General features: G+C 53.4%; 11 protein-coding genes. 7 read left to right on the forward strand and 4 right to left on the reverse strand.

From position 1 onward, the window contains the following. Positions 1-33 precede the first annotated feature (33 nt). Both groES and Q0Y46_RS01360 read right to left on the reverse strand, forming a co-directional pair. Positions 34-315, reverse strand: a complete 282-nt coding sequence (gene groES, locus Q0Y46_RS01355) for a co-chaperone GroES (RefSeq protein WP_290959775.1) — start codon at positions 313-315, stop codon at positions 34-36. Positions 316-321: 6 nt separating this feature from the next. After that, positions 322-678, reverse strand: coding sequence for a hypothetical protein (locus tag Q0Y46_RS01360; RefSeq protein WP_297943977.1), 357 nt, complete (start codon positions 676-678; stop codon positions 322-324). 27 nt (positions 679-705) lie between these two features. On the opposite strand from Q0Y46_RS01360, the gene Q0Y46_RS01365 reads away from it, so the two are divergent. The 3 genes from Q0Y46_RS01365 to Q0Y46_RS01375 all read left to right on the forward strand — a co-directional run bounded on the left by Q0Y46_RS01365 (position 706) and on the right by Q0Y46_RS01375 (position 4981). Then, positions 706-2046: a tetratricopeptide repeat protein gene (locus tag Q0Y46_RS01365; RefSeq protein ID WP_297943980.1), complete on the forward strand. Its 1341-nt coding sequence runs from the start codon at positions 706-708 to the stop codon at positions 2044-2046. A 133-nt stretch (positions 2047-2179) separates the two neighbouring features. Next, positions 2180-3247 (forward strand): fibrobacter succinogenes major paralogous domain-containing protein, encoded by a 1068-nt coding sequence (locus Q0Y46_RS01370; RefSeq protein ID WP_297943983.1) that lies wholly within the window; start codon positions 2180-2182, stop codon positions 3245-3247. 69 nt (positions 3248-3316) lie between these two features. Beyond that, entirely contained in the window at positions 3317-4981 is a 1665-nt protein-coding gene (locus Q0Y46_RS01375; RefSeq protein WP_297943986.1) for a family 16 glycosylhydrolase, read from the forward strand. A gap of 52 nt (positions 4982-5033) precedes the next feature. Here the strand turns inward: Q0Y46_RS01375 and Q0Y46_RS01380 are convergent, their stop codons facing one another. Beyond that, the gene (locus tag Q0Y46_RS01380; RefSeq protein ID WP_297943989.1) at positions 5034-6227 is read right to left on the reverse strand and encodes a class I SAM-dependent rRNA methyltransferase; all 1194 of its coding nucleotides are present in this window, start codon (positions 6225-6227) and stop codon (positions 5034-5036) included. Between the two features lie 94 nt (positions 6228-6321). Between Q0Y46_RS01380 and Q0Y46_RS01385 the strand changes: the two genes are divergently transcribed. Then, positions 6322-6747 carry a VanZ family protein gene (locus tag Q0Y46_RS01385; protein WP_297943992.1) on the forward strand — a complete coding sequence of 142 codons (426 nt, stop codon included), beginning with the start codon at positions 6322-6324 and terminating at the stop codon, positions 6745-6747. Between the two features lie 225 nt (positions 6748-6972). Here Q0Y46_RS01385 and murB read toward each other — a convergent pair whose 3' ends face one another. Further along, on the reverse strand, positions 6973-7884 hold the full coding sequence (gene murB, locus Q0Y46_RS01390) for a UDP-N-acetylmuramate dehydrogenase (protein WP_297943995.1): 912 nt from the start codon (positions 7882-7884) through the stop codon (positions 6973-6975). Positions 7885-8138: 254 nt separating this feature from the next. On the opposite strand from murB, the gene gltB reads away from it, so the two are divergent. The 3 genes from gltB to Q0Y46_RS01405 all read left to right on the forward strand — a co-directional run bounded on the left by gltB (position 8139) and on the right by Q0Y46_RS01405 (position 15828). Then, positions 8139-12557, forward strand: coding sequence for a glutamate synthase large subunit (gene gltB / locus Q0Y46_RS01395; protein WP_297944000.1), 4419 nt, complete (start codon positions 8139-8141; stop codon positions 12555-12557). 136 nt (positions 12558-12693) lie between these two features. Beyond that, positions 12694-14055: a glutamate synthase subunit beta gene (locus Q0Y46_RS01400; protein ID WP_295685071.1), complete on the forward strand. Its 1362-nt coding sequence runs from the start codon at positions 12694-12696 to the stop codon at positions 14053-14055. A gap of 324 nt (positions 14056-14379) precedes the next feature. Next, positions 14380-15828: a chorismate-binding protein gene (locus Q0Y46_RS01405; RefSeq protein WP_297944003.1), complete on the forward strand. Its 1449-nt coding sequence runs from the start codon at positions 14380-14382 to the stop codon at positions 15826-15828. The last annotated feature ends 208 nt before the right edge of the window (positions 15829-16036 follow it).

The raw sequence follows: 16036 nt of genomic DNA on the forward strand, positions 1-16036 counted from the left end.
CTAGCCCCTAGCCTCTAATCTCTAGTCCCTATATTACAGCGTTGCGATAACGTCCGATTCCTTCACGATGAGGTAGGTTTCGCCGTCGACGGTGACTTCAGTACCGCTGTACTTGCCGTACAACACTTCGTCCCCGACCTTGACTTCCATAGCGACGAGTTCGCCCTTGTCGTTCTTGCGGCCCGGGCCCACGGCCACGACTTTGCCCTGCATGGGCTTTTCCTTGGCGTTATCCGGAATGAAGAGACCCGAGGAGGTCTTCTGTTCGGCTTCGGCCGGCTTGACAACGATTCGATCTGCTAAAGGCTTGATCATTTTATTTTACCTCATTTTTGCGGGCGTTCTTTGTTTCGCCCATTGTTTAAAAAATATCGCCCATTTAGGGCTCTTTATGTTTCGACCCCCTTGAAGCAAATTCCGTGCCAAGTTGGCTTTTTGTTTGGTTTTTTCCCTGTTTTCGGGGTTTGGCAGGGTTTTTGCTTTAATTGTCATGGCAAATTGCACTTTTTTCGGAAATTTTGGGTTTGAAAGGATAATGAATTGTTTCAAAATGAAACTATCGTTTTGGGTGTATTTCATAATGAAACGGTAGTTTTTCTGCTGTTCCGGGTCCATTTGCCGTAATCGAAGCATCTTTTGGCCATTTTGCGGTTCCTTGTCGGGGCTTTTCCCCTGCATCTGGCCTATTTTTCTAAATTGATGAGCATGGTTAAGAGTTTTTTCGCATCAGCTTCCATACTTACTTTTGCTGTACTGATTGGTTTTTCTTCGTCTTTTGCTGCCGATCCGCGTGTAGAACAGGGTGCCCGCTTCGAGGCGAAGGGCGAATATGAAAAGGCCCTCGGGGAATACCGCTCCATCCTGGCCGACGATCCTAGAAATTCCGAAGCGTATTACTTGGCTGCGCAAGTCCGCATGAAGATGAAGGACTACAGTGGCGCTCTTGCCAATTTCCGTTTGGCTTACCGCTACAATCCCTCGATGAGCGAGGCTTACGAAGGTGCTGCTAGGGTTTACGAAGCGCTGGGCCAGAAGCCCAAGGCCGAAGCCGAACGCGCGAAGGATCCGAAAAATAATCCTGTGACGGAAGCTCCCGCTGCGGCTCCGGAAGAACCTGTGGTTGAACAGCCGAAGGTGGCCGAGAAAAAGGTGGAGGCTCCTGTCGAGGAACCTGCTCCGCAGCCAGCAAAGGTTAAGCAGGAACCAGTAAAGGAAGTCAAGGCCGAACTGGAAAAGGAACCTGTGAAAGACGCCAAGTCCGAAGTTGAGGAACTGTTTGAAAAAGGAAAGGCTTTGTTCGATGAGGGCAAGTACAAGGAAGTCGTCCCGGTCTGGAGAGAAATTTTGGCCAAGCGTCCTGGTGACCCGGGTGCGTATTTCTATGCCGGTCTGACTCGCTTTGAACTGGGCGAATACGACAAGGCCGAGTACAACCTGAAAAAGGGACTTACCTTTAAGGAACGCGGGAACGACGCCAACTATTTCCTTGCCCTTGTTTACGAAAAAGGGAAACGCAAGGAACTGGAAAAGAAATACTTGGACGCTTATCTGAAAAAAGCTGCGCCGAGTGCGGTGTTCCGCGCTACTGCCGAAAGCCGCCTTGCCGAATTGCGAGGCGATGCTGTCGAAGCCAAGCCCGAGGCCGAAAAGCCTGCGGCTCCCGTGCAAGAAAAGGTGGAAGCCAAGGTGGAAAAGGAACCCAAGGAAAAGGCTCCGAAGAAGAAGGCTGCTCCGGTATCGGATGATGGCCCTACAATCGAAGTGGCGAACATGCTTTTCAAGTCAGGCAACTTGGAACCTGCTCTGCAAATGTACAAGCAACTTTTGGATACGGAACTCGAACCCGAGGAACGCTATTTCGCGATGTTGCAGATGGGCAATATCTACCGTGAACTTCGCGACTTCCATTCAGCGGTGAACCGTTACCGCATCATCGTGCAGGAATTCCCGGATTCTGATTGGGCCACCGAGGCCGAACGTGCTCAGCTCGAAGCCATTTGGCAAGAAAAGCACGCTTCTGAACTCCCTCGCGCCACTCGCCGTTGATTCGTTGCGCTGTAATCACTTCACACCCGTGAATGTGCCTTAAATTATGGGATGTTGACGGTTTTGCCGTTACCTTGTCTATTGCATTTTTCGTTGGAAAAACATAGATTGGTAAAGAAATGTGGAGTCGGTTATGACGTTAAAGAAAATACATTCTCTTGCTGTTTCGGCGCTGCTTGTTGCCGTGTTTTCGGCTTGCAGCAGTGATGATAGTAGTCCTGCTGGTTCGGGCAACGAACTAGGCGCATTGGATGGTGCGGATGCCGTGGCTTCGCAGCCTTCTCGCTTGCAGGCTCCGGATGAAAAAACTCCAGACTTGAATGGAACTCTTGAATCGCAGGGCGTGTTGTCTTCTTCTAGCGAAGAAATTTTTAGTGAAGGAGTTTCCTCGAGTGAACCTGAGGCTCCGAGCACAGAGGCCCTTTCTAGCGAAGCGGCGCCTGTCGGTGAAGCGGAATCTTCTTCAGGCGTCGATTCTTCCGCTGTCTTTGATTCCGTTTTCAACATACTTTTCCCCGACGGCATTAACGGTATCGATACGGCCCGCCATGATCCCGATAGCGTGGGCGTGTGGCATTTCTACGACCCCAGGGGAACGCACGATAATCCCGACTTCGCCTATGGAGAGATGACGGACCCGCGTGACGGGATGGTTTATAAGACCACGACCATCGGTGGCAAGACCTGGATGGCCGAAAACCTGAACTACTTCGACATCGAAGGGGCTGCGAGCTCTGTCAAGAATGACTGGTGCTATTGGGATAAACCCGAGAACTGCGAATCGGCTGGCCGCCTCTACACGTGGAAGGTGGCGCAGAGAATTTGCCCCGAAGGTTGGCGTTTGCCCACGAATGAAGACTGGGCCGCGCTGTTGGCTGCAGTCGGTGCGGATTCTGTGAACGAGATTCTTTGGACTGGCTCTAGCAAACTCAAGTCTATAAGCGGTTGGGAAAACGATGGTAGCGGTACCGATGACTTCGGCTTTACGGCGTTGCCTGCCGGCAAGAGATTCTTCACCAATGTCCAGGACGGGTTCTCGTTCCACGGGTGTTCTGCGCTCATGTGGTCTTCGACGCAAGCGGAGGACGGTGCTGCGGATACATTGGCTTTCCAGATGAGCTTGGATTGCAGCAACGACAACATCGTCATTAACACGGTGAAAAAGATCGATGGATTGTCGGTTCGCTGCGTGAAGGAATAATAGGTGTGAGCGGTGAACCTTGAGCTATGAGGGCTGCCGCTTTGTGGAGTTGGATGAGGAATATTTGATATGAAATTTTTAAATGCAACGTTGTTGACAATCTTGGCCGCAGGAGTTTCCTTTGCGGAACCGCCGTCGAATTTTAGCGGCTGGGAACTTGTTTTTGAAGACAACTTTGACGGGACGAGTCTCGACAAGACAAAGTGGAACCCGACGTACAACTGGGGCCCCACGCATAACCACCGCGCCTACTGCGCCGAGGAGAACGTGATCGTTTCCGACGGTACGCTCAAGCTGAAGGGCGAAAAGAAAAAGCATCCCAAGGCTACGGGAGACAGGGCCAAGGCGAAGTTCAACAACAAGGAAATTCCGGTCGACTACACTTCGGGCGCAATCGATACCAAGAACCACTTTGAGGTGAAGTACGGCTATATCGAAGGCCGCTTCAAGGCCCCGTGGCAAAAGGGGACGTGGCCCGCGTTCTGGACATTGCAAGACGGCTGGCCCCCGGAAATTGACATCCTTGAAATTCCGGCTTCGCGTAAGCAGCATCATTACTACCTGCATTACACGGACCCGAGCTGGTACAGCAGCCATGGTTCGGCGTGGGACCACGAGGCTTCCTTTGGCGGGCACAAAGACGACAATACGGACCGTTCTGCCGGCTTCCACAACTACGCTGTAGAGTGGGATGAATCGATGCTTAGTTTTTACTTTGACGACAAGAAGTTTGCCAGTTACAACCGCCCGACCGAAATCAAGCAACTTTCGGCGCAGTATATCATCGTGAACCTCGCCATTGGTGGCTGGGCGGGCGATGACATTGAAATTACCGCGGACAAACCTGCGTATTTCGAAGCGGACTGGGTGCGCGTATGGCAGGCTAAGCCCGCGAAGCCCGATACCGTGCGCATCATGTCGATGAACTTTGGTACGTGTATGGTCCGGACCAGTGAAGACAAGCTTGCACTGGGCGACTGCAAGGGCGACAATGCGATTGCGACGATTACGCCGCTCTCGGGTTCGGCCTACCGCATCAATTTTGGCGACCTCTCCCTTGATACTCCGGATGAATCGAAGGATGCGGGCCACACGATGAGCCTTTACAAGTGGAACGGCGGTGCCCATCAGAAAGTCTCGATGCAAAAGCAGTCCGGCTACGAGGGCTCCGTGGTGCGAATGAAAATGCAGCACAGCGATATGTACCTGCGCGCGACGACTGATGCCGAACGCGTGGTGCAGAGCTGGGAAGATGACTGGCGCTGGTACCAGATGTGGCGCTTGCTCAAGCCTGACGAAGAAATCCCTGCAAAGGATACGACGGGGATGGTGCCGACGGATACGACGAAAAAAGATACAACGTCGAAAAAGGACACGACTGGGAAGAACCCGACGCCAAAGGATACGACCGAGAAAGTCCCGACTCCGAAGGATACAACAAAAAAAGATACGTCAACATCCGATACCAATAAGACGGCAATTCCTGTGTTGAACTCGATAGCGAATGTGTACGGGACTACGGCCCATTATGTCAGTGGTCATTTGTTTGTGGAAATAGGAAGTGCTTTCAAGAATGGCGCTTCTGTCCGTATCCTCGACTTGCAGGGCCGCGAGGTGATGCGGCAGTTTGTTGCGCACGGCGCGGCAATGGATGTGCGCTCCTTGGCTCCGGGAATGTACCATGTAATTGTGCGTGACAAAAACCGCACGGATGCCGTGCGGTTCAAGAAATAATAGAATTGCAAAAAAAAAGCGCCACCCAGCAGGGTGGCGTTTTTGAATAGTTCTACACAACCTGTACGAGCAATCCCTTGAGGTACTGCCCTTCGGGGAAGGCTGTATTCACGGGGTGGTCGGCGGGCTGGCCGAAGCGTTCAATGATTTGAACGCGCCGATGGGCATCGGCGGCGGCATCCGCGATAATCTTTTGGAACAGGTCCATCTCCATGAGCCCGGAGCAGCTGAAGGTCGCGAGCATGCCGCCTTCGGCCAGCAGCTTCATCGCGAGCAGGTTGATATCCTTGTAGCCGCGGGCTCCCTTCTGCAGGTTGTCCTTGCTTTCGACGAATTTGGGCGGGTCCAAAACGATGAGGTCGAAGGTTTCTGCCTTGTCGCGGCACTTGCGCAGGTACTGGAACACGTCGGCTTCTACGTGCGTGGCATGCGCAGTGCAGAGCTTGTTGCGCATGATGCCTTCTTTTGCGAGCTTGAGCGCATCTTTGGAAACATCCACCTGGTAAACCTTCTCGCAACCGCCACGGAGGGCGTACAGGCCGAATCCGCCGGTATAGCAGAAGCAGTTCAGCACCTTCTTGCCCTTGGAAAGTTCGCCGATGCGGCGTCGGGCGTCGCGCTGGTCGAGGTAGTAGCCGGTCTTGTGGCCGTTCTTCACGTCGATGGGGAAGAGGATGCCGTTCTCGTTGATGATGACGGGCTCGTCAGGAACTTCGCCGTAGACGACGCCCGTACGGAGGGGGAGACCTTCCTTGCGGCGCACTTCGGAGTCACAGCGCTCGTAGATGCCGCGACAGTGCGTCTTCTTGGCGAGGAGTTCATAGATGTCCTTGCGGTGGACTTCGGCGCCGGCGGCGAGAATCTCGACGGAGTAAATGTCGGCGTACTTGTCGATGATGCATCCGGGAATGCCGTCGTTCTCGGCGTTGATCAGGCGGAACGCGCTTTCCTTGTCTTCGATGTCGAAGCCGCGGCTTTTGCGGGCGGCGATGGCACGGTCCAGAATGTCGCTGAAAAATTCACGGTCGATGTTCGCCTTCTCGCCGAACGTCCAGAAGCGCCCGCGAATCTGGGACTTGGGCGAGTACGCCGCAAGACCCAGAAAATCGCTCCGGTAACTGTACACTTCGACTGTGTCGCCGAGTTCCGGGTCGCCGACGACTTCGTCGACAGCTCCGCTAAAGATCCACGGGTGGTAACGCAATGCGGACTTCTCGCGTCCGGCTTTCAAGGTAATCGCTTTCATGGGCGTAAATGTAGAAAAAAGGCGGGCTATACCCGCTTTAATAAAAATGCTTCAAAGGCCTTCTCCCGTTAATTATTCTACATTTGCCGCCAAGATGTTTGAGTCGCTTTTTAGCAAGTATCCTTTTTTCCGCGCCGTTCCCTGTATTCTTTGCATGGCGGTCATTTTCAAACTCTCGTCGATGACGATGGAACAGCTGGAAGAATTCCCGCATATTTGGGACAAGCTGGCGCACTTTTGCGAATATGCAACGCTTGCCGGCTGTTATGCCATGCTGTGGACTCGCGCTGAATGGTCCAAACGCCAGTGGCTGCGCGTGCTCGTTGTGGCGGCGCTTGCTCTTGCTTACGGATGCACTGACGAATTCCACCAGAGATTTACCGAAGGCCGCGACAGCAGCGTGCTGGATCTTGTCGCCGATTTAGTCGGTGGTTTGATTGGCGGTGCGGTGTATGCGGTAATTACGCGGATATTGAATCGATTTGATCCGGTGCCTAAAAAAGTAGACGACGAACAATAAAAAAATGTCATTCGCAAGCGTTTTGGCGTGGCATTCGCCTTGGTTGTCATTGCGAAGGGCGAATAGCCCTGAAGCAATCTCCGCAAGGTATGAGGTCTACCCATAGGGCATAACAACGACTAAGCCAATAAATTGGCAAGTCTTGTATAGCTCGCATGCTCGCTTTGAGCCATGAGGTTTTTATCGCTCATAACTCACAACTGATAACTGACTACTGACAACTCCTTACTCAAAATTCCCTAGCAATATTATTTCGCGTTTGAGTTGAATCCCGAATTTGTCGGCGACTTTCTGCTGTACGTATTCGCTTAATGTTTTGATGTTTGCGGCGGTTGCTCCACCCGCGTTCACGATGAAGTTTGCGTGGAGCGTGCTGACTTCGGCGCCACCGATGCGGAAACCCTTGAGTCCGGCCTGCTCGATATAGTAGCCAGGTGCAATCTGTGCCGGAGTGTCGGTGGCCCCTTTGTCGAGGCGTTTGAACGTGGAACCGGCATTGGGCATGTTGAGCGGCTGGCTTGCCTTGCGCTTGGCCATACATTCGGCAAGTTCTGCTTCGAGGTTAGCGACAGTCTTGCCTTCGGCGCTTGCTGCTGGCAACTGGAATGTCGCTGAGAGAATAATTGCCTTGTTCTTTTGAAAAATACTTTGTCTATATCCGAAGCTGCAATCGTTGGCCGGAATTTCGTGAACGGTTCTGCTTTCGTCAAGAGCTTTCACCTGTGTGCAACAACTACCGATTTCCTGCCCGTAAGCTCCCGCGTTCATGTAAATTGCTCCACCTAGTGTTCCCGGAATGCCGGCGAGCTTGTGAATCCCTGCAAAACCCTGTTTGAGCGTTGTACGTGCGAACCTTCCGAGCGGAACAGCTGCGCCGACCTTGAACGCTCCGTTCCCTAAATCTTCGATTGCCGAAAATTCCCCGGCGAACGTGATGACGACCCCGTCATAACCTTTGTCCGAGACGAGCAGGTTCGTGCCGTTCCCCAAAATAAAGTAGGGGAGCCCCTTTTCGCGGGCGAGAGTCATGGCTGCCTTCAGGTCTTCGACCGTTTCGGCTTTTGCAAAGTAGCGTACCGGACCTCCGACTTTAAAGGAGGTGTGCTTGCACATCGGTTCGTTTTCACAAATGAACATGAAGCAAATATAAATATTGCTTTTTGTTCGAATGGGGGCACTTTAGCTTTAGATACTTGCATCCTTACTGTATTTACAGATTATGTAAGTTGACTAGATGGATTTACAAAAAATGAAATCGCTTTTATTTGGTTTTCTTGAAATAGGTCAATTCTTTTACATTTTTGACCATATTTTCAATAATTGACGGGTGTTTTACATGTTTGGCACGGATTTTGCAAATGATGAGCGCAAAAAGCTAGAAAAGGACATTTATGAACGCTCAAGCACTTTACGACCCAATGAACGAACACGACGCCTGTGGTGTCGGCCTGGTCGCTAATATTAATAATGTTGCCTCGCACCAGATTGTGTTGCAGGGTATTACTGTTTTGAAGAGGCTCATGCACCGCGGTGCAGCAGGTGGAGACCCGGAAACCGGCGACGGTGCGGGTCTTTTACTTTCTATGCCGCACAAGTTTTTCCGCAAGGTGAACCCGGAACTCCCGGAGCGCTATGGCGTGGCGATGTTCTTTGTGGACAATACGCTTGAGGCTACCGCTTTTGATGCAAAAATCAAGGAAATTGCCGCTGCTGAGGGCGTGAAGTTGCTGAACTTCCGCGAGGTGCCGGTGAATCCCGAGAAGATTGGCCATACGGCCCGCGAAACGTTGCCGCATATCCGCCAGGCATTCTTTGACGGTTCCGCTTTTGATTCCGACAGTGCTTTTGATATTAAACTCTATGTTGTTCGCCGTCTGATGGAGAAGGCTTGCAAGGGCCTCTATGTTTGCAGCTGTAGCCGCCGTAGCATTGTGTACAAGGGCCTGCTTTTGGCAAGTCAGATTGAAGGCTTTTATAAGGATTTGAACGATCTCGATTTCGAAAGCCCGATTGCACTTGTTCACCAGCGTTACTCCACGAACACATTCCCGACTTGGCCGCTCGCGCACCCGTTCCGCTACCTCGCTCACAACGGCGAAATCAATACGCTGCGCGGTAACCTCAACAGCCTGCGTGCCCGTGAACCGCACATGAAGAGCGATATCATCGGCGATGATTTGCAGAAGCTTTTCCCGCTCGTTCCGGCGGGGCAGAGTGACTCGGCCAGCCTTGATAACATGTTTGAGCTCCTCGTCGCAGCGGGTCGTAGCCTCCCGCATGCGATGATGATGCTCATGCCTCAGGCTTGGGGCAAGAAGCACTACCTGGGCCGCGACGTGCGCGGGTTCTTTGAGTACGAATCGATGCTCATGGAACCGTGGGATGGCCCGGCTGCCGTGGCGTTCAGCGATGGCGTGAATGCGGGTGCGATTCTCGACCGCAACGGCCTCCGTCCGGCACGTTACACTTTATGTAAAGACGGTCTTTTCGTGATGGCCTCCGAAACGGGCGTGCTTGATCTCCGCGACGACGAAGTGGAAGAAAAGGGCCGCCTGAAACCCGGTGAGATTATCTACCTCGACCTCGAAAACCACCGTATTCTGAAGAATGCGGAGATGAAGGCTCAGGTGGCGCGTAGCAAGCCTTACCGCCGCTGGGTTGCTGAGAACAAGATGAGCGTGCGCGGGCTCTTCAGCGAAATCAACCCGTCTGACGTTCCCGAAGATATTCTGGTGCAGCAGAAGCGCTTTGGTTATTCTGCCGAAGACCTCTCCATCATCTTGCAGCCGATGGCCAAGAACGGTGCCGAGCCGATTGGCTCCATGGGTAACGATGCCGCGCTTGCAGTGCTTTCGGACAAGCCGCAACCGCTGTTCAACTACTTCAAGCAGCTGTTCGCCCAGGTGACGAACCCGCCGATTGACCCAATCCGTGAAGAGCTCGTGATGAGCTTGACGACCTACATCGGTAACCACGGCAACATCCTCGAAGAAACTCCGGAGCAGGCGCACCTTATCAAGATTCCGCGCCCGATTGTGACCGAAGATGAAATTCGCCGCTTTGAAAACATTGGTGACAAGGCTTTCAAGGCGAAAGTGCTCAAGATGCAGTTCCCGTTGGGCGGTGACGGCTCCGTGCTGGAAGCTGCCTTGCAGAACTTGGCTGGCGATGCTGTGCGTGCCGTGAATGATGAATACGATATCATCGTGCTTTCGGATAAGAATATTGACTGGGGCTATGTGCCTATACCTTCGCTCCTCGCGACGGCTTGCGTGAACCGCGCCCTAGTGGAAGCGGGCGTGCGCCCCGAAATCGGTTTGATTGTGCAGTCTGGTGAAGTGCGCGAAGTGATGCACTTTGCGCTGTTGCTCGGTTATGGTGCGACGGTCATCAACCCGTATCTCGCATTCGAGAGCATTACCAACATGTGCCATAACGGCGACTTGGATGTGGACCCGGTGACGGCTGCTGCAAATTACGTGAAGGCTGTGGACAAGGGCCTCCTCAAGATCATGAGCAAGATGGGTATCTCCACGCTCCGCAGCTACCGCAGTGCACAGATTTTCGAAGCTGTGGGCTTGAACCACGAACTCATCGAGAAGTTCCTGCCGGGTACGGCAAGCCGTATCGAAGGTATCGGCCTCGAAGAGATTGCCCGCGAAGTGGGCGAGCGCCAGAAGATTGCATTTGCCGATGCAAGCAAGGTGTTGCAGTCGGGTGGCCAGTATGCGTTCCGCAAGGAAGGCGAAAAGCACCTGTGGACTCCGCAGTCGCTTGCCGCATTCCGCCAGGCAGTGCAGGGTGGTGACTACGAAAAGTTCAAGGTCTACAGCAAGCTCATCAACGACCAGTCTGAACGTCAGGCGACTTTGCGCGGCCTCTTCAAGTTCAAGAAGACGACTCCGATCGATATTAGCGAAGTTGAATCCCGCGAATCCATTATCCATCACTTTGTGGCGGGCGCTATGAGCCTTGGCTCTTTGAGCCCGGAAGCTCACGAGACGATTGCCATTGCAATGAACCGCATCGGTGCCATGAGCAACTGCGGTGAAGGTGGTGAAGACCCCGACCGCGATACTCCGGCACCGAACGGCGATATTCGTAGCTCTGCGATTCGTCAGGTGGCATCGGGCCGCTTTGGCGTGACGATTGACTACCTGCGCCATGCGAAGGATTTGCAGATCAAGATGGCCCAGGGCGCAAAGCCCGGTGAAGGTGGCCAGCTGCCAGCCCATAAGGTGAACGAGTTCGTGGCACGTATCCGTCACTCTATCCCGAACGTGTCGCTGATTTCTCCGCCTCCGCACCATGATATTTACTCCATCGAAGATTTGGCGCAGTTGATTTACGACTTGCGCAACGCCAACCCGAAGGCCCGTGTTTCTGTGAAGCTTGTGTCCGAAGTGGGCGTGGGTACGATTGCCGCGGGTGTCGCCAAAGCCCATGCCGACGTGGTGCTGATTTCCGGCCACGATGGCGGTACAGGTGCATCTCCGCTTACCTCCATCAAGCATGCCGGTCTCCCGTGGGAACTCGGTATTGCCGAAGCGGAACAGACCCTTGTGCTCAACGACTTGCGCGGGCGCATCAAGCTCCAGGTCGATGGCCAGCTCAAGACAGGCCGTGACGTGGTGGTGGCTGCCCTCCTCGGTGCCGAAGAATTCGGCTTTGCCACGAACCTTCTCGTAAGCCTTGGCTGCGTGATGGACCGCAAGTGCCATACGAACCAGTGCCCGATGGGTATCGCCACGCAGGATCCGGACTACCGCAAGCGTTTTGCGGGCAAGCCCGAATATGTGGAAAACTTCCTCTTCTTTATCGCCGACGAAGTCCGCGAAATTCTCGCAAGCCTTGGCCTCAAGAGCCTCTCTGAAGCTTGCGGCCGTAGCGACCTCCTGGAACGCGACGAGGCGATTGCCTTCTACAAGGCTCACAACCTCGACTTCTCCAAGATTTTCGAAACCGTCAATGGTGGCATCAAGTCCTTCGATAAGAACTTTGTGAAGGAACCGCTTGAAAACTTCGACCGTCGTGAACTCCTGCCGTTCGTGGCCGACACGCTCAAGAGCGGCAAGGCTGTGGAACTTTGCACGGTGGTACACAACGTCGACCGTACGGTGGGTACGGAACTTTCGGGCGAGGTGGACGAACACTTTGGCGTGAAGGGCCTCCCCGAAGACACCATCAAGATTCATTTGCAGGGTGTCGCTGGCCAGAGTTTCGGTGCCTTCCTTGCTCCGGGTATTACGCTCGACCTTGAAGGCGAAGCGAACGACTTTATGGGCAAGGGCCTCTCGGGCGGAAAGATTGTTGTGCGTCCGCCGAGCAATGCAAGTTTCAAGGCCGAAGACAACGTGATTGCAGGTAACGTCATCGGTTATGGCGGAACTTCGGGTAAGATTTTCATCAACGGTCTCGCTGGTGAACGCTTCGGTATCCGTAATTCGGGTATGCTCCTAGTTAGCGAAGGCGTGGGTGACCACGGTTGCGAATACATGACTGGCGGTAGGGTAGTGGTGCTCGGCCGCGTGGGCGTGAACTTCGCTGCAGGTATGACGGGTGGCTTTGCCTACGTTTACGACGAAACGGGTCACTTTGACCTGAGCTGCAACGTGGATTCTGCCGACCTTGAAAGCGTGCTTCCGGGTACGGAAAGTGAACGTGAACTGCTTGATATTATCAACCAGCATATTCAGGCAACCGGTAGTGAAAAGGGCAAGCGTATTCTAGATAACTGGAACAGCGAACGCCCGAAGTTCGTGAAGATATTCCCTGTTGATTACCGTAACGCTTTGGCAAAGAAGGGTTAAATGAAAGTAGACAGTAAACAGTAGGCAGTAGACAGTGATAGTAAGGCGGCTTTGCCGCGATTATGAAACTTCCTACTTCCTACTTCTAACTTCCTACGAAACATTAAAATTTTAACTATAAAAGTTGAAGTCTATTATGCAGCAAACTAACCGAATCGCAGACATCTATCGCCCTGTTGAAGAGCGTGTCAAGGACAACAACGAAGTCGAGCGCAAGCTCACCTCGATCGAGGTCATCAATCAGGCGGGCCGCTGCCATACATGCGGAATTCCGTTCTGCCATGGTGCGGGTTGCCCACTTGGAAATCTTATCCCCGAATTCAATGCGGCGATTTCTGTGGGGAATGCGGAACGCGCTTACGATATCATCAGTAAGACGGCGTTCTTCCCGGAATTTACGGGCCGTGTTTGCCCCGCGCTTTGCGAATCGGCCTGTACTGGCAACGTGCATAACGACCCGGTAATGGTGCGCCAAATCGAAAAATTTATCATTGAGACGGCGTTCGAGGAAGGTCGCGTAAAGCTCCCTGCTGCCGAACCGAACGGGAAGACTGCGGCTGTCATTGGCTCTGGTCCTTCGGGCCTGTTTGCTGCCGAGGCTTTGCGTCGCAAAGGTTATGCGGTTACGGTTTACGAAAAGCACGAGAAGGCTGGTGGCTTGCTGCGTTACGGCATCCCGAACTGGAAACTCGACAAGTCCATTATCGATCGTCGTATCGCGTTACTTGAAGCAGCTGGAATCAAATTTGTCTACAATACCGAAATCGGGAAAGACATCGCTGCGGAATACATCCACAAGAATTTTGACGAAGTATTTCTCGCCATTGGTACGCCGAACGCCCGTGACCTGAAAATCCCAGGCCGAGAAGCCGAAGGAATTTTCTTGGCGCTTGACTTCTTGCATGGTGCCGAAATGCCGGGTGAAACTAACCCTGAAAAGTTCAGCGCGAAGGGCCGCAAGGTCTTGGTGATTGGCGGTGGCGATACGGGTAACGATTGCGTGGGCAAGGCTATCCGTGAAGGTTGCGAAAGCGTGCTCCAGGTGGAATTCATGCCCAAGCCTCCCGAGGAACGTTCTCCGTCTACGCCGTGGCCCGATTGGCCGTACATGCTGCGCACCAGCTATGCCCAGCACGAGGGCGGCGAACGTCGCTGGAATGTTTCTTCCAAGCAGTTCATTGTGAAGGATGGTCGCGTAGCTGGCGTGGAAGCGGTTCGCGTGGAATGGGAAATGTCCCCGCAGGGTCGCCCGCTCAAACCGAACGAAGTCCCGAATTCTACCGAAGTCATCGATACCGACTTGGTGGTGCTCGCCATGGGATTCACTGGTGTGCCTGCCGAAGGCATCGTGAACGACTTGGGCTTGCAACTCACTCCGCGTACGGCGATTATCCCGGATCCGGCTCGACACATCTATGCGGTGGGCGACTGTGCGAATGGCGCCTCCCTCGTGGTGCGTGCCATGGCCGACGCAAAACGCGTGGTCGGAAGCATATAACATATATATAGGTAGGGGGTCATGAATGGGGAAAACGCAAAAAAAATGAACTTTTTTTACGCAACCCCTTGACAACCGGATTTTTGATAGATATTTTTGGGCCATGATGATTTACGCAACAAGTGCAACCCTTAACCGTCGTTGGTGGCGCGGACTCTGACATAGAGCCCGGTATTTGTAACAAATCACCCAAGATTTTAAGCAAAGGCTTCCGGACTCACGGAGGCCTTCCTTTTTTGCTTAAAACGAAATCCTCCGGGACGAAAAAGCCTTTGCGGAACCCGAAACGAAAAAGGCAAACGAATTTTTAAACCAGAGGATAACATGACAACCGCAACAAAGCACATTACGGAAAGTCCTAACTACGAACCCCGTACCGACAGCATCTACGTGGCGCTGCCCGGTGAACGTTACACCCCGTTTTCGCTCGGCAAGAAGCTCGGCGCGAAGGCCATCTTCGAATCGGCGAGCTTCTCGCACGGCCGTAGCCGCTACTCTACCCTGATGGTGGACGAAGGCTTCCGTCTGCGCCAGAACGAGAAGGACGTGAGCATCATCATCGACGGCAAGGAAAGCACGTTCCTCAAGGAAGGCGAAGGTGATATTCTCGACGCCCTCACGCTGATTTCTGCCGAAAACACGGTGCCGCCCAACCAGATTCCTATTCCTTCTTCGGGTGTGGGCTACCTCGGTTACGAATTCTGTGCCCGTTGCGATACCATTCGCCTCGCCCCGCAGGTCGACGAACTCAACATTCCCGAAGCTGAATTCCTGGTAGGTCACATCTACATCGTGTTCGACCACTTTACCGAAAAGCTTCACCTGTTCGCCCTGAACTACGAAGAACACCAGATTGACTTGAAGGCCGCCATCGAGCGTGTGAAGGCTCGCCTCGCCGACCTCGACTTCAGCTACCTCGCCCCGGAACAGCAGTACGGCAAGGGCATCACGATGACCGACCTGGAACAGTCCCGCAAGGAATACACCGAAAAGGTTGAAGCATTGCAGAAGCACATCATCGCCGGCAACATCGTGCAGGCAGTGCCTTCCCGCCGCATCCAGTTTGCAAGCGACATCGAAGCGCTCGACATTTACCGCCGCCTCCGCACGGTGAACCCGTCTCCGTACATGTTCTTCCTCGATTACGGCACGCACCAGTTTATCGGTGCATCGCCGGAAAGCTTGGTGCGCGTGCGTGACGGCATCGCCACCATCCACCCGATTGCAGGCACCCGCCGCCGCGGCAAGGACGACGTGGAAGACGAAGCCCTGATGAAGAACCTGAAGGGCGACCCGAAGGAACGCGCCGAACACCTGATGCTCGTGGACTTGGCCCGTAACGACCTCGGCCGCGTCTGCGAAGCCGGTACGGTGGAAACCACCAAGTACATGGAATGCGAAAAGTTCAGCCACGTGATTCACCTGGTCTCTGACGTGCAGGGCCGTGTGGCGAAGAACAAGAAGGCCATCGAAGTGCTGCGCTCCAGCTTCCCGGCCGGTACGGTGAGTGGCGCCCCGAAAATCAGCGCGATTGAAATCCTTTCTGGCCTCGAAAAAGTCAAGCGCCGTTTTTACGCCGGTGCGGTGGGCTACATGGAATCCGACGGTGACTTGGATTTCTGTATTGCAATCCGTTGCTGCCTCAAACAGGGTAAGACCATCAGCCTGCAGGCCGGTGGTGGCATTGTCGCGGCCAGCAACGCCGACCGCGAATTTGAAGAAACGAACGAAAAGCTCGGAGCAATCAGAGCCGTACTGGAGGGGGAAAATTAGTAGACAGTAGGCAGTAGGAAGTAGACAGTAGGCGGTAGATATTAAACAATAACTTCCTACTTCCTACTTCTAACTTCCTACTGAGAACCGACACCTAACAACAACCCTGAATTAAAAATTTAAAAAAAGCGGATAAAAACATGATTATCATCATCGACAACTACGACTCTTTTACTTACAACGTTTACCAGGCGTTGGCCAAGATTAC

This window comes from uncultured Fibrobacter sp. (assembly GCF_947305105.1).
GTDB lineage: Bacteria > Fibrobacterota > Fibrobacteria > Fibrobacterales > Fibrobacteraceae > Fibrobacter.

Excerpts from the sequence above, each read along its gene's own strand:
- gltB (WP_297944000.1), top strand. The coding sequence starts at position 8,139 with ATGAACGCTCAAGCACTTTACGACCCAATGAACGAACACGACGCCTGT.
- Q0Y46_RS01380 (WP_297943989.1), bottom strand. The coding sequence starts at position 6,227 with ATGAAAGCGATTACCTTGAAAGCCGGACGCGAGAAGTCCGCATTGCGT.
- Q0Y46_RS01365 (WP_297943980.1), top strand. The coding sequence starts at position 706 with ATGGTTAAGAGTTTTTTCGCATCAGCTTCCATACTTACTTTTGCTGTA.
- Q0Y46_RS01385 (WP_297943992.1), top strand. The coding sequence starts at position 6,322 with ATGTTTGAGTCGCTTTTTAGCAAGTATCCTTTTTTCCGCGCCGTTCCC.
- Q0Y46_RS01370 (WP_297943983.1), top strand. The coding sequence starts at position 2,180 with ATGACGTTAAAGAAAATACATTCTCTTGCTGTTTCGGCGCTGCTTGTT.
- Q0Y46_RS01400 (WP_295685071.1), top strand. The coding sequence starts at position 12,694 with ATGCAGCAAACTAACCGAATCGCAGACATCTATCGCCCTGTTGAAGAG.
- groES (WP_290959775.1), bottom strand. The coding sequence starts at position 315 with ATGATCAAGCCTTTAGCAGATCGAATCGTTGTCAAGCCGGCCGAAGCC.
- murB (WP_297943995.1), bottom strand. The coding sequence starts at position 7,884 with ATGTTCATTTGTGAAAACGAACCGATGTGCAAGCACACCTCCTTTAAA.
- Q0Y46_RS01360 (WP_297943977.1), bottom strand. The coding sequence starts at position 678 with ATGCAGGGGAAAAGCCCCGACAAGGAACCGCAAAATGGCCAAAAGATG.
- Q0Y46_RS01405 (WP_297944003.1), top strand. The coding sequence starts at position 14,380 with ATGACAACCGCAACAAAGCACATTACGGAAAGTCCTAACTACGAACCC.
- Q0Y46_RS01375 (WP_297943986.1), top strand. The coding sequence starts at position 3,317 with ATGAAATTTTTAAATGCAACGTTGTTGACAATCTTGGCCGCAGGAGTT.